This is a genomic window from Kitasatospora sp. NPDC059408 (assembly GCF_042751525.1).
Classification (GTDB): domain Bacteria; phylum Actinomycetota; class Actinomycetes; order Streptomycetales; family Streptomycetaceae; genus Kitasatospora.
The window spans coordinates 30,322-52,590 of record NZ_JBHYWI010000055.1 but is presented as its reverse complement, the minus strand read 5'-3'; the positions used below and the strand labels follow the sequence as shown (position 1 = coordinate 52,590).

The following is a 22,269-nucleotide window of genomic DNA, read 5'->3' as shown; positions in this document are numbered from 1 at the left end:
CATGGAAGAGTTGGCGCACCGCATCCACCCGGGCTCATCCCCTTGAGCTATGGTGATCGCGCAGGGTCTCCTCCGTTCACCCAGGCTGCGGCGCGGAGGTCACGGGCGGGAGAGGGGTTGCCATGGCGGAATCGCCCCGCGAGGACGGGCCGGTCGAGACGTCGGGGCTCGCGGCCAGGATCGAGGCGCTGTTCCAGACGGTCCGCCGGCCGGACCGCGAGCAGTACACCAACGAGGAGGTCGCCCGGGCCTGCCGCGAGGCGACCGGGGAGTCCTTCTCCACCACCTACCTGTGGCAGCTGCGCACCGGGCGCCGGGACAACCCGACCAAGCGTCACCTGGAGGCGCTCGCCCACTTCTTCCAGGTGCCGCCCGCCTACTTCTTCGACGAGCGCCAGGGCGCCGAGATCGCCAAGGAGCTCGCCCTGCTCGGCGCGCTGCGCGACGCGGGCGTGCGCAGCCTCGCGCTGCGGGCGGTCAACCTCTCGCCGGAGGGGCTGGACACGGTCAGTGAGCTGATCGACGTCATCGCCCGCCGGGACTCCGCCCGCCGCCCGGCCTCGTCGTGACGCGTCCCTGAAGGTCTCGCCCCGGCGGGCCCCGGGCGGCGGGCGTCGGGCGGCGGGCGTCTTCGGGACGAGTCCGTGACGAAGTCCGCGGAACCCCGGGAGACGTCCGGGCGACTCGACTCATGCGGGGACGAGTCACGGCGACGGACCGGGGCCGCACCCGGGGGCGCGGGGCGCGGCCGCCGACGGCGGGCCGCGGGCAACGACCGGCCGGGAGCCGGAGGGCGAGGAGGACACACCGTGCGGGGTGCGTGGGGTTACCGGTCGGTACTGCGGCGGTGCCGGCGGATGGCGCAGGAGCTGGACCTGCCGACGCCGTTCGACCCCGCCGTGCTCCTGGACCGGCTCGCCGGCCAGCGCGGGCGGCCCATCGAGCTGGTGCCGGTCGCCGCGCGCCCGAACCTGCCGTGCGGGCTGCTGGTGTCCACCGCGGAGGCGGACTACATCCTGTACGCGGCGGACACCAGCCCGCTGCACCGCCGGCACATCCTGGTGCACGAGATCGCGCACCTGCTGTTCGACCACGCCGGTTCGGCGCCGATCACGCCGGTGTCCTCGCAGGCGCTGCTGCCGCACCTGTCCCCCGCGCTGGTCCAGCGGGTGCTGGGGCGCACCGGGTACGACGAGCCGCAGGAGCGCGAGGCGGAGCTGCTGGCGTCGCTGATCCTCAGCCGGGCGGCGAAGGCCGACGCGGCGGCGGCCCGCCCGGGCTCGACGCCGGGGCTGGACACGCTGCTGTCGGCGCCGCCGCCCTCCGGCGCCGGCCCCGGCTTACGCGCTGGCTTCCGTACTGGCTTCGACACCGGTTCCGAGGGCGGTTCCGAGGGCGGGGGCACGGGCAGGGGCGGGGGCGGGCGGCCGTGAGCGAGCTGGCGCTCTACCCCGTCGCCGCGTTCTTCGCCCTCAACGCCTACCACCTGGCGCGCAGCACCCGCGCCACCCGCAACGCGCGCAGCCCGCGCGACGGCGCCCGTGGCGGGTGGGCCGGGCTGGGCGCCTCCACCCGCTACGCCTGCTACTGCACCGCCTTCCTCGGCGCGGCCCTGCTGCTGCTCGCGCCGCCCACCGTCACCGGCGCGGCGCGGCTGCTGAGCCTGGCGGGCCTGCTCGCCTCCCCCGCGCTGCTGCCCGTCCTGCTCGGCGACGCCCTGCACCTGTGCGCGACCGGCGCGATCGCCCTGCTCACTGTCGCGCTGGCCTCCGGCGAGCCCGCCCAGACCGCTGTGCGGCGCCAACTCGGCGTCCTGGGAACGGTCCTGGCGCTGTGCGCGGTGCTCATCACGGCCGCCGGCCCGGACGTGACCACCGGCGACCTCACCGTCGCCCCCGCCGGACGGCCCTACCTGGCCGCGTACAACGGGCTGCGCACCCTGTACATCGCGTACTGCCTCACCGCGCTGCTGCGCCAGGTCGCCCGCCGGGCGCGCGCCACCGCCCGCGGGCACCGGCGCACCGGGCTGCACCTGCTCACCCTCGGGCTGGCCGTGGGCCTGGTCTGGGACGCCTGGGGCATCGACGACGTCGTGGACGCGGCCACCAGCGGCGCCCAGAGCGCGGGCGAGGACAGCGCCTCCGCCGTTCTCGGGCTGCTGTGCGCGGCGCTGCTGGCCGCGGGCCTGTCGACCACGCTGTGGCCGGCCGTGCTGACGCCCGTCCGCGGGTGGCTGCGGGCCCACCGGCGCTACCGGGCGCTGACCCCGCTGTGGACCGAACTGCACACCGTGCTGCCGCAGATCGCGCTCGCGCCCGCCCACCGGCTGCTTCCCCAGCGGCTGCTGCCGCCACGCGACCCCCAGTTCGCCCTGTACCGGCGGATCATCGAGATCCACGACGCGCGCCTGATCCTGCGCCACCACCTCGACCCGCGCACCCCGCAGTGGCTCACCGCCGCCGCCCGCCGCTTCCCTCCGCCCGCCGCCCTCGTCGCGGCGACCGCGGAGGCGGCCGCGCTGGCCGCCGCCCTGGAACGGGCGGCCGCCGGCACCCTGCCCACCCCGGTCGCCCCGCAGGCCGTCCCGCCCGCCGAACCGCCGTGCGCCGCCCTGGAGTCGGAGGCCGACCGCCTCGTCGACCTCGCCCGCGTCTACACCACCTCCCCGGCCGTCGCGGCCGTGCGCACGTACGCCCGCACGGCGCGGCCGAACGCCCCGCTGCCGTAGCCGTCGCGCCGATCACGGCGGCGGCCGGGGGCTGTGGCACCTGTTTCGCCGTCGCCACCGGAACGGACCGCCACGGACCGGACCAACGCGCCGTGCCTGCGGCTGAGTTGTCGATAACCCGCCCCTCACCCCGGCCTCCGCGCCGACGCCAGCGAACGCAACCGGACATGGACGGCGGCCAGTTCGGTACCCCCGGCCCCGACCCCACCCACCTCACCCCGGCCTCCGCGCCGACGCCAGCGAACGCAACCGGACGTGCACGGCGGCCGGTTCGGTGCCCGTGAGGGCGGCGATCCGGTCGGCGGGCAGGTCGAGGGCGAGGTGGAGCAGCAGGACGTCCTGCTGGGGTGCGGTGAGGTGGGCGACGGGGCCGAGCGTGCGGGGGCCGGCCAGGGTGCAGACGCGGTCGCGGACCGCCTGCCAGGCGCAGGCGGCCGGGCTCGCGGTGGCGAGGGCCTCCAGCCAGCGCCCGGCGAGGTCCTCGAAGGCGCCCTGGACGGCGAGTTGGGCCTCGGCCGGGGAGAGCAGCAGGGCGGCGTAGGCGAGGTAGTGCCGGCGGTGGAGGTCGTGCAGCGCCCACAGGCCCAGGGCGGGCGCGGGGGCGGTGACGGCGGCGGGAGTGCGTCGTATTGGCATGAGTGTTCCCGTGGTGGCGCGGGCGGGTCGGGCCCGCGGCCGGGGGTTTCCTGGTGGGTGTCCCGGCCGCGGGCCCCGGTCACACGAGCACCGGCGGGCTGTCCCCGGTGTCCTCGGCCCGGTCCGCGGCGTGGCTGTTGCGCAGCGTGACCCACAGCTTGAGCAGGTTCTCGGTGGAGATGCCTCCGCTGGAGTTGCGCATGGCGCGGGTGAACTCCCGCTGGTAGGTGCGGGGGTTGACGGAGACCGGGGTGCGGGCGATGGCCGCCCGGTCCCAGGCCGTCGCCCACAGTTCCCGGCGGGTCTCGCGGACCCCGCAGACCTCCATGTAGGTGCGGAACACCGCCTTGTGCAGCGGCGCCTCGCCCTTGAGGACCAGGGCCAGGGTGCTGGAGGGCAGGCGCGCGCCCCTGGCCCGGGCCCGGCGGTCCAGTTCCTCCAGGGGCGGCCAGTCGGCCTTGCGCCGCATCTCGTGCATCGCGCGGCGCAGGTCGGCGAAGGAGTCGACCTGTTCGGGGTGCAGGGGTCTGGGCGCCCTGCGGCGCTGGGGGCCCGACGGGCGCGGCACGTGCGCCCAGTAGTTGGCCTGCGCCCATTTGCGGCGGGCGGCCTTGGGGTCCCCGCCGCATTCGCGGGTGAAGGCCTCGACGACCGTCCAGTTGGGCACGGTCCGCCCGCCGGCGGCCCGTTGCAGGGTGGTGGGGTGGTAGTTGGTGCGGGCGGCGAGCTGTCGGTACGTCAGCCCGGCCCGTTCGCGCTGCTCGCGCAGCCACGCGGCCAGCCGGCCCAGTGCCGGGTCACTCGCCGCGACCGGTTTCTCTCTGCGTCCCATCGCGGGGGTCTCTCGCAGACGTTTCTCGCGGGCGTTTCTCTAGGCCCGCTCCCGCCGGAGCCTGAGTCCCAGCAGCAGCCCGCCGGTGGCCAGTTCGAGCGCGGCCTGGGCCGACAGGCCGGCCTCCACCAGGACGGCCGCCACGGCGACGACCACGGTCACGACCACCACGATCACGACCGTCTCGACGGGTCCGGGCCCCCACGGCCACCGGGGCCGCCAGGGGCGCCGTACGGACTGCCGTACGGACTGCCGCACGGACCGCCGCACGGTCTGCCGCGGGCGCGGCGGGGTGGCGGCGTCGGCGACGCATCGGGCCGGGGTGCGCTTCTTCCGTTTCCTCGTCATCGACGAGACCTCCTATAGCACTGTCACTCCAACAGCCGGACGTCTTCCCGTGGTTGGCGTCACCGGAAGGGCCCGTGCGAGGTAACACTCTGTCAGGCGTATGGGTGATTCCCAATCGGTTCGGTGAACGTCGCGCAGATTGATGCGACCGCGTCCCGCCCCCTGCCCGCAGTCCCGGACGATCTCGGTCACGAACGCGCAGGCCGAAGTGTTGAAACCGATAATTGATGCGCTTTCGTGCAACATCCCCTTGTAGGCCACCCTGGCCGGATGTGACGATTTGCAGCGGCGTCGTCCGGACCCGCGGGTCCGGAGCCCGGGGGCGCTGTTCACTCCAACACATTTCGGGAACACCGGCAGCGGGCCGTGTTGGCGCATGGGCCCGCCCGAGCAGCAGAGACCGCCCGGCCCCGACAGGGGCGAGCGGTCTCTGTGCGTTGTCCGCGGTCCGTTGTCCGTGGTCCGGCAGGCGGCCGGGGGAAGCCCGGGTGGGGGGGGTCAGCGCGGGCGGTACCTCCGGTACCGGACGTACAGCACGATGCACGTGATCGCGCCGACCGCGCACACCGGCAGGCTCAGCCCGACCGCCATGATCACGCCGTCACTGACGCCCTGCACGGTCTTCTCGCTGACCATCCCGTTCGCGTCGGTGACCCTGCGGGTGGTGTCCGCGTGGCTCGCGAGGTAGGTGACCATCGCGACGCCCACCGCCAGGAACGCCAGCGCCCCGCCCAGGAACCAGCCGCCCGCCTTCTCCTGCCACTCGTCCCCGGCCAACCGCCGCGCGTCCGGGCTGTGCTGCAGCACGGCCCGGCCCAGGCCGGAGGCCCCGGCGGCGTGCCCGTCGATGTGCAGGCGCGCGCCGCCGTCGAGGGCGAGGCGGCAGCGGTAGTCGTTGCCCAGCCGGCGGGCGAGGCCGTGGACCCTCGGGGCGCCGGGGATCGTGATCGACACGACCTGGTCCCACTCCCAGCCCACCGCGCCGCGCCGCGAGCCGTGGACGAGGCCGCGCTCGCGGACCTCGAAGTACTCCCCCGCTCCGCCCCGCAGCGCGCGCCAGGCCTGCGTCACGGCGACGTACAGCGCGCCCAGGGACAGGCCGATCACCAGGCCGATCACCCGGCCGCCGCGCGAGCGGCCGTCGTCCACGGTGAGCAGCGCCCACAGCCCGAGCCAGCCGGTGGGCACGGCCACCAGCAGCGCCCACACGGCGTTGTGCCACCGCGCCCGGGTGTCCACCCGGTGCCGGCTGAGCATCTCGCCGAACAGGTCCGTCATCTCCGCCTCGCCGATCATCCGCAAAGTCAAGCACCGCCGCCGCACCCGCTCAAGAGCGGGAGCCCGCTCCCGATCGATGCCGGTACGGACGAACGCCGCACCGCAGCAGGGACGTTGGGGATCGGGGATCATCGTGGCCGTGGACGAATCCGAGTACGCCGCGCCCGCCCGTCAACTCGCCGACCGGATACGGGAGGTGCTCGGTGACGGTCCGTTCGCCGCACCCGGCGGCTGGTCCCACATGGGGGCGGTGATCTGCGACGCCGCCTTCCAGGCGCGGCGGCGCTACGAGGCGGTGGTCCGGCCGAGGATCGTACGGCTGCAGGAGAGGTGGCCGGACGCCGCCACCGTGACCGGGTTCCTGGCCCGGCTGGAGCGCGAGGACCTCGCCGCGGCGATGGACTTCGCCAGTCCCGCCCGCGTCGCCGTCGCCCATGCCCTCGCCCGTCTGCTGGCCGCCCACGGCGTCGACACCCGCGCGGACCTGCACGCCTGGCTCGGCGAGCCCGCCCACCGGGCCGCCCTGCGCACCGTGCGCGGCGTCGGCCCCAAGACCGCGGACTACCTCGGGGGCCTCGTCGGCCGCCCCGGCGTCGCCGTGGACGTCCACCTGCGCACCTTCGCCGCCGGCGCCGGCCTCACCGACCTGCGCTACGGGCCGCTGCGCACGGCCTACGAGGAGGCCGCCGCCCTGCTCGGGCACGACCCGGGCGCCCTGGAGCACGCGGTGTGGCGCTTCGGGGCGGCGTGAGTGGGCGCCGGGGGGCCGATCGGGCGACGGGCGACGGGCGACGGGCGACGGGCGACGGGCGACGGGCGGGGCCTACCGCCCCGGGAGCGCGCGAAGTCCCGCCGCGGCCTCCTCGGCCGCGGCGGGACGGTGGTCGCCGGTTCTCAGCACTGCGGCCGACGGCCGTGGTTGGCTCCGCGCCTGGCCCGCGCCTTCTTCTTGCGCCGCCTCTTCGATGACATGACACCGTTCCTCTCTCCAGGACCGCCCCCTGCGTCCCACCGTTCCACACCGGCCCGGAACGGGCCTGTCGAGCGCCCGGGGAGGGCGACGGAGACGGCGGACACCGGAAGGCGGCGGGCACTGGAAGGCGGCGGACACCGGAAGGCGGCAGGCCGGGTGTCCGCGTCGCCGTCCGGCCACGCCGCGCCCGGCTGCGGCTTCGTCCGCGCGGTTCACCCGGACGAGCCCGGGACCCGCCCCGCCTCCCGCCCGCCCGTTCGCGAAAACGGGCGGGCGGGGAGGCGGGGGCGGCTCACCACTGGCCGGGCTGGTAGTCGCCCGCCGGGACGCGGCAGATCACGTTCAGCCGGTTGTAGGCGTTGATCAGGGCGATCGTCGACACCAGCGAGGCGAGCTGCTCCTCGTCGTAGTGCTTGACGGCGTTCTCCCACACCGCGTCGCCGACCCCGCCGGCGGCGTCGGCGATGCGGGTGGCCTCCTCGGTCAGCTCCAGGGCGGCGCGCTCGGCGTCGGTGAACACCGTCGCCTCGCGCCAGGCGGCCACCAGGTTGAGGCGCTCGGGCCGGTCGCCGGCGTGCACGGCGTCCTTGTAGTGCATGTCGGTGCACATGCCGCAGCCGTTGATCTGGCTGGCCCGCAGCAGCACCAGCTGGGTGGTGGCGTAGGGCACGCCCGCGTCCTTGAGGGCCGCGCCGGCCGAGTTGATGAGCTTGACGAACTTCGCGCCGGTGGCGGTGGCGTAGTAGTTGAAACGGGCTTCCATGACGGGCTCCTCTGGTCGGTGCGCTCGCTGTTCGCGTGCGCCGTTCGCGGTTGCTCTCACTACCTCGACCCCGCCCGCGCCGCGGATGTGACATCCCCGGCCGGCCGCCCGCCGTGACCTGCGTCACACGGGCATCACGTCGATGTCAGGGGCGTGCCGCCGCCTCGCGCAGGTGGACGAGGAAGGCGGCGGTGGCCGGGGGCGGGTGGTGGCCGCGGCGCACGGCGGTGAAGACCTGCCGCACCGGGGTGTCGTCGGGGTGCAGGGCGACCAGCGCGATGTCGGGGCGGGCGGCGCGGGCGGCCAGGGAGGGGATGAGGGCGGGGCCGAGTCCGGCGGCGACGAGGCCGAGCTTGGCGGTCCAGCCGGCGACGGCGTACTCGACGCGCGGGCGCAGGCCCTGGCGCACGAAGGCGGCCAGCAGGGTCGTCTCGATGGTGCGGCGGGCGGCGATCCAGGGCTCGTCGGCGAGTTCGGCCAGGCGCAGGCGCCGGCGCCGGGCGAGGCGGTGGCCGCGGGGCAGGGCGACCAGGACCGGGTCCTCGACGAGCGGCTGGAGGTCGAACTGCTCGTGGTCGTAGGGGTGTTCGGGGTAAGAGGCGACGACGGCGAGGTCGATGTCGGCGTCCGCGAGGCGGGTGAGGAGGGTGGCGGAGAGTCCTTCGGTGAGCGAGACGGCCACTTCGGGGTGGGCGGCGCGGAAGGCGGCGAGGGCGGTGGGCACCAGGGCGGCGTTGGCGCTGTCAAAGGCGCCCAGGCGCAGGCGGCCGGTGCCGAGTTCGGTCAGGGCGGTGAGTTCGCGGCGGGTGGAGTCGAGGCGTTCCAGCAGGGCCTCGGCGTGCGGGAGGAGGGCGCGGCCGTGTTCGGTCAGGCGCACGCCGCGGGCGAGGCGGTCGAACAGCGGGGCGCCGAGTTCGGCTTCGAGGGTGGAGATCTGACGGGAGATCGCCGACTGGGTGAAGCCGAGGTGCTCGCCGGCGGCGGTGAAGGAACCGAGGCGGGCGGCGGTGCGGAAGACGTCGAGCCAAGCCATGTCCATGAGGCATGGGTACCATGCGAGACATTCGTTTGTCGCCTGGCTCGGGGCTGCCTAGCGTGGTGGCCATGAACACCGAGCACGCTCCTCTCCGAAAGATCGCCTTCCTCGGCCTGGGCCGGATGGGTCTGCCGATGGCCCGTCGACTGGCCGCCGCCGCACTGCCGTTGACCGTCTGGAACCGCAGCCCCGAGCGCGCCGGCGACCTGCCCCGCGCCGCGAGCCCGGCGGAGGCGGTCGAGGGCGCGGACGTCGTCATCACGATGCTCACCGACCCGGCGGCGGTCCAGGAGGTGGCCGGGCACTTCCTCGGGCACCTGGCGCCGGGGGCGCTGTGGATCGACATGTCCTCGGTCGGTCCGCAGGCGGTGGCCGCCCTGCGCGAACGGCTGCCCGCCGGGACGTCCCTGGTGGACGCGCCGGTGCTGGGCAGCGTCGGGCCGGCCGCGAACGGCACGCTGACGATCTACGCGGGCGGCGAGAGCGCCGACCTCGACCGGGCGCAGCCGGTGCTGGAGCACTTCGGGCGCGTGCTGCGCTGCGGCGGGCCGGGTTCGGGCGCGGCGCTGAAGGTCGTGGTGATGGGCGCGGTGGTGGCCGGGGTGACGGCGCTCGGCGAGGCGCTGGCGGTGGCGGACGGGTTCGGGCTGCCGCAGGAGCTGGCGCTGGAGGTGCTGGGGGGCGGGCCGCTCGCGGGGGTGGTGGCCCGCGCCCGCAGCCGGGAGTCTGACTTCCCGGTGCGCCTGGCCGCCAAGGACCTGGCGCTGGCGGGCGGTGGCCGGGTGCTGACGGCGGCGCACGAGGTGCTGCTGTCGCACCCGGACATCGCGGACGAGGACCTGTCGCGGGCGGTGGAGGCGATCCGCCGGGGCTGAGGCGCCTCCTGGTCGGGGGGCTATCCCGCGCGGTTCTCCAGCCAGCCCACGGCCGCCGCCCAGCTCGCGTGCTGCGGGTCCACGACCTGGAAGTGGTCGGTGCCCGCGTGCTCCACGTACGTCACCGGGTCCCCCGCCGCCTTCGCGGCCTCGACGTAGGCGCGGCTGTGGGTGACGGGCACGCGCTGGTCCTGGTCGCCGTGGACGATCAGGTGGGGGCGGCCCAGGGGCAGGCGGTGGAGCGGGGAGGCTTCGCGGTAGGGGGCCGGGTCGTCGTCGTAGGGGGTGCCGACGAACAGCGGGGTGGCGTCCTCGCCCAGGCCCTCGGCGGCGCAGCGCGGCAGGTCGGTGATCGGTGCGAGTGCGACCGCGGCGTTGACGAGGCCGGCGGCGGCCGTCAGCAGGGCGAGCTGTCCGCCGGCGGAGTGGCCGACGGCGATCGACGGGAGGTCGGCGAGGGCGGGGCGCACGGCGTGGGCGGCGGCGACCGCGTCGAGGGCGTCGGTGAGGGTGTCCGGCCAGCCTCCGCCGTCGCCGCCGGTGCGGCGGTACTCGATGTTGGCCACGCACCAGCCGCGGCCGGCGAGGTCGGCGGCGAGGGCGTCCATGAGGTGGAGGTCGTGCCGGTCGCGCCACCAGCCGCCGTGCACGGTCACCGCCAGGCCCCGGGCGGGCGGGCCCTGCGGGTCCGCGTCCCACAGCTCGACGAAGTGGCTGGGTGCGCTTCCGTAGCGCACGACCTCACGCTTCTGCATCCGTTTTATCCCTCACCCACATAGACCAACGGCACGTCGGTGGCCAACGGTACCGCTCCGAGCGCGAAGCAGGTGGCGTCACACCACTAGGACGGATGCACGGGGGTTAGTACGATGTGCGGACCGCAAGGCACCAACCCGGTAGATGGGAGGAACTACCCGTGACTGCAAGCATGTTGGAGATCCACGACGCGGGCCTGCTGGAGATCGACGAGGCGGGGATCGTGTTCGAAGACGAGTTCGACGCCGATCTCGCCCCGGCGGCCTGTCTCGCCGACCCGTTCGTGACCTGGGTTCCGACGCGATTCCCGTGCGGCGGCGACTCCTGACCCGAACGGCCCGTTCGACGGGACCGAAGCGGTCCGTCTGACCGGACGGGGGCAGCCCGTCCGACCGGACCGGGGCGGTCCATTCCGACCGGCGGGTGAGCGCGGTACTCCGGGTACGGGGGCGCTCACCCGCCCGGCATTCCAAGGGGGTTCGGTGCGGGAGCACCCGGCGGAGCACCTCGCGCAGCTCGCCCGCCTGGTCGCGCGGGCACCGGAGGGCGGGGGACGGCGGCGTCTGCACGCGGACGGGCAGTGGCTGTACCTGCACGACCGTGCGATGCCCGCGCTCGCCCACGGCTGGAAGCTGCACGTCTCGGCCCGCGCCGCCCAACTGCCGCTCCTGCTGGACCTGGTGGTGCCGGTACTGCTGCGCCGCACGTGCGACGCGAAGTTCGCGGCGGGCGCGGACGTGCTGGGCGCGACGAACTCCGGGGTGCACGGGGCGGCGGCCGTCGGCAAGGCCGTCACGGTGTATCCGCGTGAGGGTGAAGTCGTGGCTCTGGGTGAGGAGTTGGCGCAGCTGCTGGCGGGGTGGGACGGTCCGCGGGTGGTGAGCGACCGGCAGGTGCGCGCGGGTTCGCCGGTCTACTACCGCTACGGCCCGTTCCGTGCCCCGCAGGACCAGGACGTCGCGCTGATGAGCGGTCCGGACGGGCGGACGTTCCCGGGGCTCGCGCAGCCCTCGTACGCCCAACCGCCTTGGGCCGTGGACCCGTTCACCGCCGCATCCGTCACCACCGCCGTCACCGCCGCCGTCACCGCCGCCGCGCCGCCGAAGGGCACGTGCGTAGGCGAGGGCCGTTACCGGATCACCGCGGGGATCAGCCGCGCGCCCGGCGGTCACGTCTACCGGGGTGTCGAACTGGCGAGCGGGCTGGGGGTGGTGGTCAAGCAGGCGCGGGCGTTCGTCGGGGAGGACACCGAGGGCGTCGACGCGCGCGGGCGGCTGCGGCACGAGCGGCGGGTGCTGGCGGCGCTGGCGGGCGTGGCGGGGGTGCCGCGGCTGGTCGACTACGTCCGGCACGGCGCGGACGAGTACCTGGTGACGAGCGCCTGCGGGCCGCGCGACCTGCGCCGCGACGTCCTCGCCCACGGCCCTTACGCGGAAGGGGATTCGGGCGGGCGCGGCTGGCGGGAGGCGGCCCGGGCGCTGCTGCGGGTGCTGGACGCGGTGCACGCGCGGGGCGTGGTGGTGTGCGATCTGAAGCCCGCGAACGTCGTGCGGGGCGAGGCGGGTTCGTGGTCGCTGGTGGACTTCGGGGTCAGCGCCCTGGACGGTGAGCGCCCGGCCGGCGCGACCCCGGGCTACGGTCTGCCCGTCGCCTCGGTGCCTGCCCGGCCCGCGGATGACTACTACGCGTTGGGCACGACCCTGCACTTCGCGCTGACCGGCCTGGACCCGGTGGCGATCGGCCCGGACCCGGCCGCCTGCCGCGACCGCACCCTGGCCTGTCTGGCCGCCGCCCTGCCCGCCCCGGACCATCCGGCCCTCGCGGTGGTGGCGGGCCTGCTGAGCTTCGACGCCGGGGAGCGCACGGCGGCCGCGGCGGCCCTGCGGGAGGGCCGCCGCCCGGCCGGCCGCAAGGTCGCCCGCCCCGGCGCGGACGGCCTCGGGGAGGTCGTCGCCCACACCGTCGGCACCTGCGTGCGGATGGCCCGCGAGCTGCTCGGCTCCCCTTCCGCCGCGAGCCGGCCGCGCACGCTGCTCTCGCTCTACGACGGCGCCGCCGGCCTCGGCCTGGAACTGCTCCAGCACTCCGACGAGCACCCCGACGCCCGCGAGGCCGCCGCCGCCCTCGCCCGCTGGACGGCCGCGCACCCGGCGCTCGGGCTGCTCGGGCCCGGCCTGTACGACGGGCGGGCGGGCGTCGAGCTCTTCCTCGCCCACGCCGCCGCCCGCCTGGGCACCCCGGAGCCCGTCTCCGCCGACGCCGACGCCGATGCCCGGCTGGGCACCCCGGAGCCCGCCCTCGCCGACGCCTCGGACCCGGGCGCCCTGGTGCCCACCGACCAGATCTCGGGCGCGGCCGGTATCGGCACCGCGCACCTGCTCATGGCCCGCCTCCGCGACGGCGCCCGTGCGCAGCGCCACCTCGCCGTGGCCGCCGCGTGCGCCCGCCGCCTGACCGACGGTGCGCCGCAGGACCTGAAGGAGGAGCCGAACCCGGGCACCGCCGCCCTCGCCGAGGGCTTCGCCCACGGCCGCGCCGGCCTGGCCCACCTGCTCCTCGCCCTGCCCTCCCCCGACGCGGCGACGCAGGCGGCCGGGCGCGCCATCGTCGAGGACCTGGCCGCCGAGCTGCCGCGCCTGGCGGCGGAGGCCGCCCGGCCGGGCGCCACCCGCCGCTGGGGCTCGTGGTGCCGCGGCCTGGCCGGGATCGGCACGGTGCTGCTCCAGGCGGGCCTGCGCCTGGGCGAGGACGCCTACGTGGACCTGGCCGCCGAGGCGGCCGGGGCGTGCCGGGCACTGGCGCCGCGGATGGGCCAGGTGGTGCAGTGCTGCGGCCTGGCCGGGGTCGGCGAGCTGCTCGTCGACCTGGCGTCGGCCACCGGCGAGGAGCGCCACCGGGAGGCCGCCGGGCAGATCGCGGCCCTGGTCCTGTCGCGCGCCGGCGGCCCGCCCCACCGTCCGGTCTTCCCCGGCACGGCCCTGCTGACCGAGTCCCCCGCGTGGGCCACCGGAACGCCGGGCGTGCTCACGTTCCTGCGCCGCCTGCACCGCGGCACCGGCCCGCGCCCGGCCCTGCTGCCCGTCGCCTGACTGTCGCCCGACCGCCGGCCGTCAGGCCGAAGGCGCGGGGTGGACCTGCTGCCATCCGTTCACCGAACGGGTGAAGAAGATCGTCACCCGGTAGACCTCGCGCCGCCAGACCGAAGCGCCCGGCCCGTACTCGTGCAGTTCCTCCAGCGCCTCCTCCTTGGAGTCGTAGGAGTAGTTGCGTCCCTTGGCGTCCATGATCTTCCATTCGACACCCGGCATGCTCTCCAGGCCCATCGCCCGCCCCTTTCGATCTTGCTATCCGAACGCGAGGACCCTAGCGCCCACCGGGCCCGGCACCGCAACCGGCTTTCCCTCCCCGGCCGCGCACCCCCCCACCGGGCCGATTGTGCACTGACGACGATCACCCCTTAGCGTCGTCGCTGCACGCCGTGCGCCCACCGGGCCCGGCGGACGATCACCGGGGGAACGACCTTTGGAGGCAAGACCGTTGGGGGCACGACCGTTGGGGGAACAGCCGATGACGCGTGGGCGCCGTCCCGCCCGGGCCACGGCGGCACTGGGCCTGGCCGCCGCACTGCTGGCCGCGAGCGCCGGCTGCGCCGCGCCGCAGGCCAAGGACCGTTCCGAGGACGCCGCACCCGCGCCCACCGCGCCGGCCGCCGCCCCCGCGAGCGCGGACCCGGCCCACCCCCTCGCCGTCGTCTACCGGGGCCCCGCCGCATGCGACGGCTGCTCCGAGGCCGCGCAGGACCTGCTGGAGCGCAACGGCTTCACCGTCCGCTTCATCGGCCCCGACGAGGACCTGCGCTTCGGCCCCGCCGCGCTGGCCGGCGCCGCCCTGTACGTCCAGCCGGGCGGCACCAACGGCCAGGAGGTCACCACCGCGTGGGGCCTGCTGCGCCGCACCCCGGGCTTCCGCCCCGAGCTGATCCGCGACTACGTGCGCGGCGGCGGCCGCTACCTGGGCATCTGCATGGGCGGCTACCTCGCCGGCGACCCGGGCTACGACCTCCTGCCGGGCGACTCCGGCGAGTACATCAAGACCCCCGGCGCGACCGTCACCGACGACAAGGACGGCCTCGTCGACGTCGCCTGGCGCGGGCAGCGGCAGCCGATGTACTTCCAGGACGGCCCCTACTTCGACGTCGACGGCCCCGGCGCCGACGTCCTGGCCCGCTACACCAACGACCGCATCGCCGCCGCCGTCGCCTCCTACGGCACCGGCCGCGTCGCCGTCAGCGGCCCCCACCCGGAGGCGCCCGCCGACTGGTACCGCAGCTACCACCTGCCCGACGTCTCCGCCACGGGCCTGGGCCTGGGCGACGACCTGCTGAAGACGCTGATGACCGCGCCGTGACGGGAAGGCTCCGGCTCAGCCGGCGGCCGGGGTCCAGCGCGGATCGTGGCCGGAGAAGGCCGGCAGCCGGTCCGCCGCACCCGCGCCGCCCGCGACCGGCACGGCGGCCAACGTGCCGAAGCCGTCGCGCACGACGGGTATGAGGAACGCCCCGACGCCCTCCAGCCCCTCGCCGGCGCGTCGTCGAACGGCAGCGGCCGGCCGGTGGCGACGGCGATGTCCCACGCGTGCCCGGCCACGTCGAGCGCGGCCACCGCGGCGCCCCGGGCGGCGGGCATCGGCCCCATGGGCGTGCCGACGCTCTCCGCCCCGCGCCCCGACTCCCCCGCGGGCCGCGCCTGCGCGCAGACCCGCTCCAACTCGGCCACCTCGGCCACCTCGGCCACGGCGTCGCCCTCGACCGCCCGATCGGAGGCGAATGGGTCACCGGCCGGCGCGGCGCCGGTGATCCGCATCGTCAGCGCCCGCTGGTCCGGCCGGGCGTGGTGGTACACCGTCCACTCGGTGCACAGCGTGGGCGCGTCCCACCCGCCCGCGGGCACCGCGCGGACGGCGGCGAGCAGGTGGTCGTGCGCCCGGGCGAGCAGTTCGAACCCGTCGGCCGTCATGTTGTCCCCCGTTCCCCCGGTTTCCCGGCTTTCGTTCCACCTTCCTGCGGAACCGTAACAACCGCCCCTGACGCTCCATCAGTGCCGTTCGGCACATTCGGCCCCGGTTGTCCCGGCGTCTCGCCGTCACGACCCTGCCGATCCGGCCAGGGCCGGCCGAGGCCGGTGCGACGGCACGATAACCGGTTGCGCCACGGCCGTTTCCTCGCGACGGTTTCCAGGTGAGCACACCAGATCTCGGCCGGGTCGAGCGCATCGGCGACACGGTCCACCGGCCGGCCGGACCGTGGACCCCGGCGGTTCACGGCCTGCTCCGCCACCTGGAGGCCGTCGGCTACGAACTCGCGCCCCGCGTCCTCGGCTTCGACGGGCAGGGCCGCGAGGTGCTGACCTGGATCGGCGGCGAATCCGGCCCGGACGGCTGGGCCAAGGTCGTCGACGACCGTGGCCTGATCACCTTCGCCCGCCTCCTGCGCGACTACCACGACGCCGTGGCCGGATACCGGCCCCCGGACACGACGTGCTGGTCCACCAGGACGGCCGGCCCGGTCGGCGACGAAGTCGTCTGCCACGGCGACTTCGGCCCCTGGAACACCGTCTGGCACGGCACCCGGCCGGCGGGAATCATCGACTGGGACCACGCACGTCCGGCCCCACGGCTGCACGACGTGGCCTACGCCCTCGAATACGCGGCGCCGTTCCGCGATGACGACACGTGCACCCGGTGGCTGCGCTACCCGAAGCCGCCCGACCGCCGTCACCGCCTGGAGCTGTTCGCCACCGCCTACGGCCTCACCGACACGACGGGCCTGGTCGACGCCGTGCTCACCGTCCAGGAGCAGAACATCGACGTCAACCGGCGCCTGGCCGAACAGGGCCACGAACCCCAGGCCACCTGGGTCGCCGAAGGACACCTCGACAACCTCCGGGCCCTCCTCGCCTGGAGCCGGGACAACCGGCACCTGATCGACCCCTCGGGTTGAACTCGCGCTGCCGGCAGGAAGGTTGGGACAGGGCGAGCCCCACCCGCCCCCGGCGCCACCGGCCGACACCTCCCGGCACCTACGACACGGCGAGTCCAGGCCGCCTAACGGCACACGTCCTGCTGCTGCCCCGCGACGACGGCCTGCGCGAGCTGCCCCAGGGCATGGTCGAAGGAGGTGGAATCGGCGTGCGGCTTGGACCGGATCGCGCCCTGGGCGAGGACGGTGGCGCTGACGATGTCCGTGCTGCTGCCCGCGCAGTACTCGGTGACGCCGGACCCGCCGCCCCCGGTGATCGGCCCGCGCCCCACGAGGGCCCGCAGGTCGTGCCCGTCGGTGCCGGACGGCTGGTCGGGCCCGAGGCGGAACAGGACGATGCTCAGCGCCTCCTGCCCGTCGACGGAGACCGTACAGGACGTCTGCGCGCCCTGCCCGTTGCCCGCCGCCTGCGCCTTGCGCTCGTCGACGCCCGGACGCCCCTTGGGCAGCAGCGCGCCGAGCGGAGTGCCCTTGGCGCGCGGCTGCCCGCACAGGGTCTGCGTGAGGTCGGACTCCCCGGCGCCGAACGCCAGCAGGGCACCGCCGGTCCCGAGCCCGGCAACGACGAGCGCCCCGACGCCCAGTACCCAGGGCCGGCGCTCCGTGAGCCTCACCATTTCGCAGTTCCCTCGCCGTTCGCACACATGATCGACGCGAAGCTTAAGCACGCTGCCCACACAGAAGCAACGGCACGGCCCGCCCCGCCAGCGCCTCGGCCACACGGGCCGCCTGCGCGGGCGCCATGACGGCGGACAGCTGCTTCACCGGCACGAAGCGCGCCCCCAGCAGCCCGCTGCGCCTCTGCGGCGCAGCGACGGGCTGCGCGCCCGTGATCCCGCCATCGAAAACGAGGTTGAGGCGCTCCAGGTAGCGGTCGGCGGGCGTGTAGTCGACGGCCAGCACGTCGGCGAGCCGCACGCCGATGCCGGTCTGCTCGGCGAGGTGGCGGCCGGCGGCCTCGTGCGGGGGCTCGTTGGGGCGGGCGGCGCCGCCGGGGAGGATGAGCCCGTCCATGTAGTCGGGGTCGACGAGGAGGACGTCGCCGCGGGGGTTGCGGACGAGGGCGAGGCAGCCGAGCCGGCAGACGGGAGGCTTGGCGAGGAGGCGGGGGTCGCGCATGGGGGGGTGCTACTTCCTGTTCCAGAAACACCAGTTGATCAGGGCGGCGAAGCCGAGCAGCCAGAGGAGGCGGGCGGCGAGTTCAGTCGTCATCGGCGGCGAGGCGCTCGAAGTGCAGCCCCTTGCGGAGCAGTTCGACGATCCGCCCCACCTCCGGAACACGGGCGGCGCCGAGAGAGATCAGGTAGCAGCCGGTACGGCGCCCGAAGTCCCAGTCCACCTCCAGAGAGGGCAACTTGACCCCTCCCAGAGCGAGGACGGCCGCCAAGTCGTCGGCAACGAGCGCGGCTTCACGCCGCTGCTCGGCAGTCGCCCGGTCGAGCATCGAGGCCATCACACACCGGTCCTACGGTGCACCTCGAACACCCGCCACGCCGAGAACGCGGCGCAGAAGGAGTGGAAAGAGGCGAGCTCACCGGTCGAGCCGCAGCGCAGCCACTCCCCCGTGACTTCGTTCCGCACCCGGTAGCAGCGCCCCTCCGGGTCCCACCGCACCCCGTACCCGTGGAGTCTGGACAGCACCATGATTTCGAGAACCCTCCGCAGTCGATATTTCACGTTCTGTGCTCATGGTGGCGCGAGGAGACCTAGCATCGGAAGCGAAGATGGACTTGTCTTCCCGGGCATCCAATTTGGAGCACCCATGGTGAACATCAAGGAAATTGACCCCGAGTCAGGCCCGTGGGCGCCATTCGGGGTACTCCTTCGCAGGTCACGCAAGGCAGCGGGCCTGACCCAGGCTCAGCTCGCCAAGAAGATCGGGTGTAACCCGTCCACGGTCTGCGTCGCCGAACTTGCCACGAAGCAGGTGTCCAGAAAATTCGCCGAGGCCGCCGACAAGGCCCTCGGCCTCCACGGCGCCCTGACGCTGATGTGGCTGCAGGCCTCCAACTCCGCAGGCCTGGCCGAGGGGTTCGCCGACTTCACGAAGTTCGAGGCCCAGGCCCGGGAGATAAGGCTGTTCGAGATCGGCGCCGTCCCAGGCCTGTTCCAGACCCAGGCGTACGCCGAGGCCGAATTGACCTGCGCCGTGGATCTGGGCGAAGTCACCGCAGAGCAAGCCCAGGAACGCCTCGCGATCCGCATGGCCAGGCAGAAGCTCCTGACCCGCACGCCTCTGCCTTTCGTCTACGCCGCTCTGGACGAAAGTGTGCTCCGGTGGCAGCTCGGAGGGCCATCCATCATGGCCGAACAACTCGAACGCCTCGAAGAACTCGCGGCCGGGCCCAACGTCATGATCCAGGTCATTCCGTTCAGCATGGGGGTGCACCGGTCGTTCCGCTCAGCCGTCACGCTGCTGACCATCGGCGACAACTCCCAGCTCGGGTACACCGAGACGCTTCACCGAGGCTTCCTGGAGCGGGATCGAGCCACTGTCATTTCGTGGCGCAGACGATACGATCGGCTACAGGTAGACGCACCTCCAAGGGCCGAATCCCTGGCCATGATCAGAAGAATCCGGAAGGAACTGGCACCATGAGCTCCCGCCTCGACCTGTCCTCTGCCCGCTGGGTCAAGTCCTCCCGCAGCACCGACGGAGGCCAGTGCATCGAGGTGGCTCCCGGATTCACCGGCGTCATGCCCGTCCGCGACTCCAAGGACCCCAACGGCCCCGCCCTCGTCTTCACCGCCGATGCCTGGCAGTCCTTCGTCACCGCCATCCGCGCCGACGAGTTCGACGCCCGGTAGCACAGCTCTCGGCCCCGCCGCCCAGACTCGGGGCGGCGGGGCCCACAGCTCAGGAGGGGATCGCATGCCCGACATCAACTCGAGCACCGCCCGCTGGGTGAAGTCGACCTACAGCCAGCAAGGCGGCAACTGCATCGAGGTGGCTCCCGGCTTCACCGGCGTCATGCCCGTCCGCGACTCCAAGGACCCGAGCGGGCCCGCCCTCGTCTTCACCGCCGACGCCTGGCAGTCCTTCATCACCGCTATCCGCGCTGACGAGTTCGACGCCCGGTAACAGCCCTTCAGGCCTTGCCCGCCCCGAGCTCCGGGGCGGGCAAGGCATCCGAACCACGCCGCTGCGACGCGAGGAGGGCACGACATGCCCGACGACCACTCCGGGGTATGGCTGAGCCGGTACGAGTTCTACAGCGGCAGCCGCAACGGCACCTTTACCGGCCTTCACCACGTAGTCCTGGCTCAGCACGGCAACCGCATCACCGGACAATCGCTCCCCGGCGCGTCGTCCAATCCCGACTCCCCGATCTCCTTCGACCTGACCATCGACCGGAACGTCGTCACCGGCACCTGGGTCGAACAGACGGCGCAGGACGGCTACTACCAGGGCGCCAGGTATCACGGGGCCGTTCAGCTCCTCATCGATCCGACCGGCTGGCGCATGTCCGGCAAGTGGGTCGGCTTCGGCAAGGAGTTCGACGTGAACACCGGCCCGTGGGACCTCCGCCTGGTCGACAAGTCCACAGCTGACGAAGTCCTGGCCCGGTACAGCACGCCGCCCGCCGAGTAGCCACGCGCCAAAGCCCTACCCTCCCGTCCATGAACAGCGACACCGAGACTTCCCGGTCAACACCGCTGCACTCCGTCTCCGTCGCGGGGGCGGTCGTCCGCGAGGATGGGCGCGTGCTGGCGATCCGTCGCGCCGACAACGGTGCTTGGGAACCACCGGGCGGAGTTCTGGAACTCGCCGAGACCGTCGAAGACGGCCTGCGCCGCGAGATTCGCGAGGAGACCGGGATCGACGTCACCGTCGGCCAACTGACCGGCGTCTACAAGAACATGGCCCGCGGCATCGTCGCCCTCGTCTTCCGCTGCCACCCCGAGAGCGGCGCCGAGTGCCTCTCCGCCGAAACGACCGCCGTCGCCTGGCTCACCCCCGACGAAGCCGCCGGCCGCATGAGCGAGGTCTATGCCGTCCGCATCCTCGACGCCCTCCGCCCCGGACCGCCCCACATCCGCTCTCACGACGGCCGCCGGCTCACGTGAGAAGTCGACCCCGCCGACTTCTCACTCCATACCACGAGTGATCTCGTCCAACTCCGGGCACGAGCGAGGGGTGTTCGCCGTCTATCCGTACCGCTCGGCCTGCCCTCAGTCGGTCTGGGCGCAGCTGATCGCCGAGACCCGATCCGAGATCTTCCTGGCCGGGTACACCAACTACTTCCTCTGGCTGGAGCAGCCCGACCTCCCCCAGACTCTCCGGCGCAAGGCCGAAGCCGGCTGTCGGGTCCGTTTCCTGTTGGGAGACCCCAGTTCTGACACGACCCGCCTGCGTGAGCAGATCGAGGATGTGACCCTCACGGTGTCGACCCGGATCAGGATCACGCTGGAGAATCTCACCAAGCTTGCCGACGCCGACGGCATCGAGGCCCGCTTCAGCGCCCTCGACGACGGGCCGAATCACATCGGGCTCTCCGTCTTCCGCTTCGACGAGCACGCCCTCGTCACTCCCCACCTCGCCCGAACCGTCGGCCACGACTCGCCGATGATGCACATCCGGCACAGCGAGGAGGACGGCATGTTCGGCCGCTTCGCCGAGCACACCGAGGAACTCTGGTCCCGGGGCACCGCCATCCGCGCCGCCGCCTGAGTCGACGCAATCGACAGCCCCAGGACTCCTCGCCAACTTTGCACTCAACCGTCCCTTGGCAGGGCCGAGTTGCGGGTAGAGTCGGACCGCATCACCGGATGTCGGCTCTGGCCGGAGGCTGCACGCGCTTGAGCGCGTGGGGTGCCCAGTTTGCGTCGCCGTCCGGCACGGTTCCCCTCCGCGGGATTCATCTGGAGGTCGACGCATGCCTGCGTGGCTGTCACGCCCCTTTCTCGTCGCACTGTTCGCGCTGCCGCTCCTGGCGGTCGTGCTGTTGTCCGCCCCGGCCTGGCTGACCTGGCCCTTCCTGCCGCCCGGGCGCCAGGACGTCGTGCTCGCAGTGCTCGACCGCCTCGTCCAGTGGACCCGGGTGGCGGTGCCACGCGTGAGCGGCCCCGCCACCCGGGCCGTGGTCGAGTAGGTCACGCGGCGGCCTCTCCGAGCACTGACCGGCCTTGCGCAGGAAGTCGGCTCCGTCGACTTCCTGTGCGAGGGCGCTCCAGGCGGCCGTGGACGACGTACGTGAGGCCCCGGGCGCTACCGGCTTCCCCTCCCGGGTGCCCGGTACCGCCCGTGGCGTGCCGGGCGGGTGAACTTCACGGCCCGTACGGGTGACGGGCGTGACCGCCCGGACGGCACAGCCGGACCGTTCGTAGGCGTCCCCATCCCTTGCCCCGCAAGGGATGGGCGAAGCGCCGCCCGGCAGGACACGCAGGGACGACGGTCGGCCGGGGGATCACCGCGTGTGGTCGACTTCCACCGGCTTCCGGGTGCTCAACCCGAAAGCACCGCCCCGGACCACCGGAGGAATACCCATGCACCGCGTCATGTCCGTCAAGCGCTCCCTCACCCTCGCCGCCGCCGCTCTGGCGCTCGGCACGACCGCCGCCCTGAGCATGCCCGCCATGGCGGACAGCCAGCCCCAGGCCGGCGCCCACCGCGCGACCAGGGCGGTGCAGGTGCCGGACATGACCCTCGACAGTACGGGAACCGCCGACCTCGGCGGCGCCGCCCAGGGGCTCGGCAACGCCTTCGGCGGCAGGGCCTCGATGAAGGACGTCGATGGCAGGAACATCGGCACCGCCTACGCCAACTGCGACAAGGACGCGACCGGCACGAGCGCGGACCAGGTGCTGTGCACGAGCGTCTTCAAGTTCAGCGACGGCGCCCAGATCGCCCTCGACGCGGTCATCCCCGTCCCGAAGCCGGGGGCCGACCTCAAGGACTTCGACGGCATCGTCACCGGCGGCACCCTCCGGTACGAGGGCCTCACCGGCGTCGCCCACTTCACCCCCCGCTCCGTCGGCGTCTACGAGGTGTCCTTCAGCTGACCCC

The 22,269-nt window shown here is 74.0% G+C and carries 29 protein-coding genes and 2 pseudogenes; 17 read left to right on the top strand and 14 right to left on the bottom strand.

The genetic code is table 11. The annotated features are described in order from the left end of the window. The first annotated feature begins 122 nt into the window (after window positions 1–122). From ACFXDE_RS30245 to ACFXDE_RS30235, 3 genes are all read left to right on the top strand, one after another. Entirely contained in the window at window positions 123–569 is a 447-nt protein-coding gene (locus ACFXDE_RS30245; RefSeq protein ID WP_329924585.1) for an XRE family transcriptional regulator, read from the top strand. Between the two features lie 288 nt (window positions 570–857). Beyond that, complete coding sequence (locus ACFXDE_RS30240; protein WP_380497864.1) at window positions 858–1,433, top strand: ParH-like protein; 576 nt, start codon at window positions 858–860, stop codon at window positions 1,431–1,433. Beyond that, entirely contained in the window at window positions 1,430–2,728 is a 1,299-nt protein-coding gene (locus ACFXDE_RS30235; protein WP_380497863.1) for an MAB_1171c family putative transporter, read from the top strand. Before ACFXDE_RS30240 ends, ACFXDE_RS30235 begins: the two co-directional genes overlap by 4 nt. Window positions 2,729–2,941: 213 nt before the next feature. On the opposite strand, the gene ACFXDE_RS30230 is transcribed toward ACFXDE_RS30235, so the two are convergent. The 4 genes from ACFXDE_RS30230 to ACFXDE_RS30215 all read right to left on the bottom strand — a co-directional run bounded on the left by ACFXDE_RS30230 (window position 2,942) and on the right by ACFXDE_RS30215 (window position 5,840). Beyond that, a complete protein-coding gene (locus tag ACFXDE_RS30230) occupies window positions 2,942–3,364 on the bottom strand; it encodes a hypothetical protein (protein WP_380497862.1) in 423 nt (140 codons plus the stop codon). Between the two features lie 79 nt (window positions 3,365–3,443). Next, window positions 3,444–4,196, bottom strand: coding sequence for a helix-turn-helix domain-containing protein (locus ACFXDE_RS30225; protein ID WP_380497861.1), 753 nt, complete (start codon window positions 4,194–4,196; stop codon window positions 3,444–3,446). A gap of 39 nt (window positions 4,197–4,235) precedes the next feature. Continuing rightward, window positions 4,236–4,544, bottom strand: coding sequence for a hypothetical protein (locus ACFXDE_RS30220; protein ID WP_380497860.1), 309 nt, complete (start codon window positions 4,542–4,544; stop codon window positions 4,236–4,238). Window positions 4,545–5,042: 498 nt separating this feature from the next. Further along, the gene (locus ACFXDE_RS30215; RefSeq protein WP_380497859.1) at window positions 5,043–5,840 is read right to left on the bottom strand and encodes a hypothetical protein; all 798 of its coding nucleotides are present in this window, start codon (window positions 5,838–5,840) and stop codon (window positions 5,043–5,045) included. Between the two features lie 121 nt (window positions 5,841–5,961). On the opposite strand from ACFXDE_RS30215, the gene ACFXDE_RS30210 reads away from it, so the two are divergent. Next, window positions 5,962–6,573 (top strand): hypothetical protein, encoded by a 612-nt coding sequence (locus ACFXDE_RS30210; RefSeq protein WP_380497858.1) that lies wholly within the window; start codon window positions 5,962–5,964, stop codon window positions 6,571–6,573. A 514-nt stretch (window positions 6,574–7,087) separates the two neighbouring features. On the opposite strand, the gene ACFXDE_RS30205 is transcribed toward ACFXDE_RS30210, so the two are convergent. Both ACFXDE_RS30205 and ACFXDE_RS30200 read right to left on the bottom strand, forming a co-directional pair. Then, window positions 7,088–7,558 (bottom strand): carboxymuconolactone decarboxylase family protein, encoded by a 471-nt coding sequence (locus ACFXDE_RS30205; RefSeq protein ID WP_380497857.1) that lies wholly within the window; start codon window positions 7,556–7,558, stop codon window positions 7,088–7,090. A 145-nt stretch (window positions 7,559–7,703) separates the two neighbouring features. Next, window positions 7,704–8,597, bottom strand: coding sequence for a LysR family transcriptional regulator (locus ACFXDE_RS30200; RefSeq protein ID WP_380441262.1), 894 nt, complete (start codon window positions 8,595–8,597; stop codon window positions 7,704–7,706). Window positions 8,598–8,662: 65 nt separating this feature from the next. Here ACFXDE_RS30200 and ACFXDE_RS30195 point away from each other — a divergent pair, with 65 nt between their 5' ends. After that, window positions 8,663–9,469, top strand: a complete 807-nt coding sequence (locus tag ACFXDE_RS30195; RefSeq protein WP_380441261.1) for an NAD(P)-dependent oxidoreductase — start codon at window positions 8,663–8,665, stop codon at window positions 9,467–9,469. A 20-nt stretch (window positions 9,470–9,489) separates the two neighbouring features. Here the strand turns inward: ACFXDE_RS30195 and ACFXDE_RS30190 are convergent, their stop codons facing one another. After that, window positions 9,490–10,224: an alpha/beta hydrolase family protein gene (locus tag ACFXDE_RS30190; protein ID WP_380497856.1), complete on the bottom strand. Its 735-nt coding sequence runs from the start codon at window positions 10,222–10,224 to the stop codon at window positions 9,490–9,492. A 161-nt stretch (window positions 10,225–10,385) separates the two neighbouring features. Between ACFXDE_RS30190 and ACFXDE_RS30185 the strand changes: the two genes are divergently transcribed. Together ACFXDE_RS30185 and lanL are read left to right on the top strand one after the other, a co-directional pair. Further along, window positions 10,386–10,553, top strand: a complete 168-nt coding sequence (locus ACFXDE_RS30185; RefSeq protein WP_380441257.1) for an SflA family class IV lanthipeptide — start codon at window positions 10,386–10,388, stop codon at window positions 10,551–10,553. Between the two features lie 154 nt (window positions 10,554–10,707). Continuing rightward, the gene (gene lanL, locus ACFXDE_RS30180; RefSeq protein WP_380497855.1) at window positions 10,708–13,314 is read left to right on the top strand and encodes a class IV lanthionine synthetase LanL; all 2,607 of its coding nucleotides are present in this window, start codon (window positions 10,708–10,710) and stop codon (window positions 13,312–13,314) included. Between the two features lie 21 nt (window positions 13,315–13,335). Here lanL and ACFXDE_RS30175 read toward each other — a convergent pair whose 3' ends face one another. Further along, window positions 13,336–13,548 carry a hypothetical protein gene (locus ACFXDE_RS30175; protein ID WP_380497854.1) on the bottom strand — a complete coding sequence of 71 codons (213 nt, stop codon included), beginning with the start codon at window positions 13,546–13,548 and terminating at the stop codon, window positions 13,336–13,338. A gap of 244 nt (window positions 13,549–13,792) precedes the next feature. Here ACFXDE_RS30175 and ACFXDE_RS30170 point away from each other — a divergent pair, with 244 nt between their 5' ends. Continuing rightward, window positions 13,793–14,632, top strand: a complete 840-nt coding sequence (locus ACFXDE_RS30170; RefSeq protein ID WP_380497853.1) for a BPL-N domain-containing protein — start codon at window positions 13,793–13,795, stop codon at window positions 14,630–14,632. A gap of 15 nt (window positions 14,633–14,647) precedes the next feature. Here the strand turns inward: ACFXDE_RS30170 and ACFXDE_RS30165 are convergent, their stop codons facing one another. Both ACFXDE_RS30165 and ACFXDE_RS30160 read right to left on the bottom strand, forming a co-directional pair. Further along, on the bottom strand, window positions 14,648–14,857 hold the full coding sequence (locus ACFXDE_RS30165; RefSeq protein WP_380497876.1) for a hypothetical protein: 210 nt from the start codon (window positions 14,855–14,857) through the stop codon (window positions 14,648–14,650). 47 nt (window positions 14,858–14,904) lie between these two features. Next, window positions 14,905–15,240, bottom strand: a pseudogene (locus ACFXDE_RS30160) (maleylpyruvate isomerase N-terminal domain-containing protein); the annotation flags it as partial. Between the two features lie 221 nt (window positions 15,241–15,461). Here ACFXDE_RS30160 and ACFXDE_RS30155 point away from each other — a divergent pair. Continuing rightward, window positions 15,462–16,223, top strand: a complete 762-nt coding sequence (locus ACFXDE_RS30155) for an aminoglycoside phosphotransferase family protein (protein ID WP_380497852.1) — start codon at window positions 15,462–15,464, stop codon at window positions 16,221–16,223. A 104-nt stretch (window positions 16,224–16,327) separates the two neighbouring features. On the opposite strand, the gene ACFXDE_RS30150 is transcribed toward ACFXDE_RS30155, so the two are convergent. The 4 genes from ACFXDE_RS30150 to ACFXDE_RS30135 all read right to left on the bottom strand — a co-directional run bounded on the left by ACFXDE_RS30150 (window position 16,328) and on the right by ACFXDE_RS30135 (window position 17,906). Then, entirely contained in the window at window positions 16,328–16,879 is a 552-nt protein-coding gene (locus tag ACFXDE_RS30150; RefSeq protein WP_380497851.1) for a hypothetical protein, read from the bottom strand. 43 nt (window positions 16,880–16,922) lie between these two features. Beyond that, the gene (locus ACFXDE_RS30145; protein WP_380497850.1) at window positions 16,923–17,381 is read right to left on the bottom strand and encodes an NUDIX domain-containing protein; all 459 of its coding nucleotides are present in this window, start codon (window positions 17,379–17,381) and stop codon (window positions 16,923–16,925) included. Between the two features lie 82 nt (window positions 17,382–17,463). Next, window positions 17,464–17,715: a hypothetical protein gene (locus ACFXDE_RS30140; RefSeq protein ID WP_380497849.1), complete on the bottom strand. Its 252-nt coding sequence runs from the start codon at window positions 17,713–17,715 to the stop codon at window positions 17,464–17,466. Continuing rightward, on the bottom strand, window positions 17,715–17,906 hold the full coding sequence (locus tag ACFXDE_RS30135) for a hypothetical protein (protein ID WP_380497848.1): 192 nt from the start codon (window positions 17,904–17,906) through the stop codon (window positions 17,715–17,717). The genes ACFXDE_RS30140 and ACFXDE_RS30135 overlap by 1 nt, the downstream gene beginning before the upstream one ends. A 118-nt stretch (window positions 17,907–18,024) precedes the next feature. Between ACFXDE_RS30135 and ACFXDE_RS30130 the strand changes: the two genes are divergently transcribed. From ACFXDE_RS30130 to ACFXDE_RS30095, 8 genes and pseudogenes are all read left to right on the top strand, one after another. Beyond that, on the top strand, window positions 18,025–18,861 hold the full coding sequence (locus tag ACFXDE_RS30130; RefSeq protein ID WP_380497847.1) for a Scr1 family TA system antitoxin-like transcriptional regulator: 837 nt from the start codon (window positions 18,025–18,027) through the stop codon (window positions 18,859–18,861). Beyond that, window positions 18,858–19,070 (top strand): DUF397 domain-containing protein, encoded by a 213-nt coding sequence (locus ACFXDE_RS30125; RefSeq protein WP_380497846.1) that lies wholly within the window; start codon window positions 18,858–18,860, stop codon window positions 19,068–19,070. The genes ACFXDE_RS30130 and ACFXDE_RS30125 overlap by 4 nt, the downstream gene beginning before the upstream one ends. 64 nt (window positions 19,071–19,134) lie before the next feature. Continuing rightward, window positions 19,135–19,344, top strand: coding sequence for a DUF397 domain-containing protein (locus ACFXDE_RS30120; RefSeq protein ID WP_380497845.1), 210 nt, complete (start codon window positions 19,135–19,137; stop codon window positions 19,342–19,344). A gap of 90 nt (window positions 19,345–19,434) precedes the next feature. Continuing rightward, window positions 19,435–19,854, top strand: a pseudogene (locus ACFXDE_RS30115) (DNA-binding protein); the annotation flags it as partial. Between the two features lie 29 nt (window positions 19,855–19,883). Beyond that, entirely contained in the window at window positions 19,884–20,330 is a 447-nt protein-coding gene (locus ACFXDE_RS30110) for an NUDIX hydrolase (RefSeq protein ID WP_380497844.1), read from the top strand. Window positions 20,331–20,367: 37 nt separating this feature from the next. Beyond that, the gene (locus ACFXDE_RS30105) at window positions 20,368–20,934 is read left to right on the top strand and encodes a DUF5919 domain-containing protein (protein WP_380497843.1); all 567 of its coding nucleotides are present in this window, start codon (window positions 20,368–20,370) and stop codon (window positions 20,932–20,934) included. A gap of 205 nt (window positions 20,935–21,139) precedes the next feature. Then, window positions 21,140–21,355, top strand: coding sequence for a hypothetical protein (locus ACFXDE_RS30100; protein ID WP_380497842.1), 216 nt, complete (start codon window positions 21,140–21,142; stop codon window positions 21,353–21,355). 394 nt (window positions 21,356–21,749) lie between these two features. Beyond that, window positions 21,750–22,265, top strand: coding sequence for a hypothetical protein (locus tag ACFXDE_RS30095; RefSeq protein WP_380497841.1), 516 nt, complete (start codon window positions 21,750–21,752; stop codon window positions 22,263–22,265). Window positions 22,266–22,269 lie beyond the last annotated feature (4 nt).

Coding starts and splice junctions, on each gene's coding strand:
- ACFXDE_RS30125 (WP_380497846.1), top strand. CDS start 18,858: ATGAGCTCCCGCCTCGACCTGTCCTCTGCCCGCTGGGTCAAGTCCTCC.
- ACFXDE_RS30150 (WP_380497851.1), bottom strand. CDS start 16,879: ATGGTGAGGCTCACGGAGCGCCGGCCCTGGGTACTGGGCGTCGGGGCG.
- ACFXDE_RS30175 (WP_380497854.1), bottom strand. CDS start 13,548: ATGGGCCTGGAGAGCATGCCGGGTGTCGAATGGAAGATCATGGACGCC.
- ACFXDE_RS30120 (WP_380497845.1), top strand. CDS start 19,135: ATGCCCGACATCAACTCGAGCACCGCCCGCTGGGTGAAGTCGACCTAC.
- ACFXDE_RS30170 (WP_380497853.1), top strand. CDS start 13,793: ATGACGCGTGGGCGCCGTCCCGCCCGGGCCACGGCGGCACTGGGCCTG.
- ACFXDE_RS30135 (WP_380497848.1), bottom strand. CDS start 17,906: ATGGTGCTGTCCAGACTCCACGGGTACGGGGTGCGGTGGGACCCGGAG.
- ACFXDE_RS30145 (WP_380497850.1), bottom strand. CDS start 17,381: ATGCGCGACCCCCGCCTCCTCGCCAAGCCTCCCGTCTGCCGGCTCGGC.
- ACFXDE_RS30110 (WP_380497844.1), top strand. CDS start 19,884: ATGAACAGCGACACCGAGACTTCCCGGTCAACACCGCTGCACTCCGTC.
- ACFXDE_RS30200 (WP_380441262.1), bottom strand. CDS start 8,597: ATGGACATGGCTTGGCTCGACGTCTTCCGCACCGCCGCCCGCCTCGGT.
- ACFXDE_RS30220 (WP_380497860.1), bottom strand. CDS start 4,544: ATGACGAGGAAACGGAAGAAGCGCACCCCGGCCCGATGCGTCGCCGAC.
- ACFXDE_RS30130 (WP_380497847.1), top strand. CDS start 18,025: ATGGTGAACATCAAGGAAATTGACCCCGAGTCAGGCCCGTGGGCGCCA.
- ACFXDE_RS30190 (WP_380497856.1), bottom strand. CDS start 10,224: ATGCAGAAGCGTGAGGTCGTGCGCTACGGAAGCGCACCCAGCCACTTC.
- ACFXDE_RS30245 (WP_329924585.1), top strand. CDS start 123: ATGGCGGAATCGCCCCGCGAGGACGGGCCGGTCGAGACGTCGGGGCTC.
- ACFXDE_RS30225 (WP_380497861.1), bottom strand. CDS start 4,196: ATGGGACGCAGAGAGAAACCGGTCGCGGCGAGTGACCCGGCACTGGGC.
- ACFXDE_RS30140 (WP_380497849.1), bottom strand. CDS start 17,715: ATGGCCTCGATGCTCGACCGGGCGACTGCCGAGCAGCGGCGTGAAGCC.
- ACFXDE_RS30240 (WP_380497864.1), top strand. CDS start 858: ATGGCGCAGGAGCTGGACCTGCCGACGCCGTTCGACCCCGCCGTGCTC.
- ACFXDE_RS30205 (WP_380497857.1), bottom strand. CDS start 7,558: ATGGAAGCCCGTTTCAACTACTACGCCACCGCCACCGGCGCGAAGTTC.
- ACFXDE_RS30230 (WP_380497862.1), bottom strand. CDS start 3,364: ATGCCAATACGACGCACTCCCGCCGCCGTCACCGCCCCCGCGCCCGCC.
- ACFXDE_RS30195 (WP_380441261.1), top strand. CDS start 8,663: ATGAACACCGAGCACGCTCCTCTCCGAAAGATCGCCTTCCTCGGCCTG.
- ACFXDE_RS30215 (WP_380497859.1), bottom strand. CDS start 5,840: ATGATCGGCGAGGCGGAGATGACGGACCTGTTCGGCGAGATGCTCAGC.
- ACFXDE_RS30095 (WP_380497841.1), top strand. CDS start 21,750: ATGCACCGCGTCATGTCCGTCAAGCGCTCCCTCACCCTCGCCGCCGCC.
- ACFXDE_RS30100 (WP_380497842.1), top strand. CDS start 21,140: ATGCCTGCGTGGCTGTCACGCCCCTTTCTCGTCGCACTGTTCGCGCTG.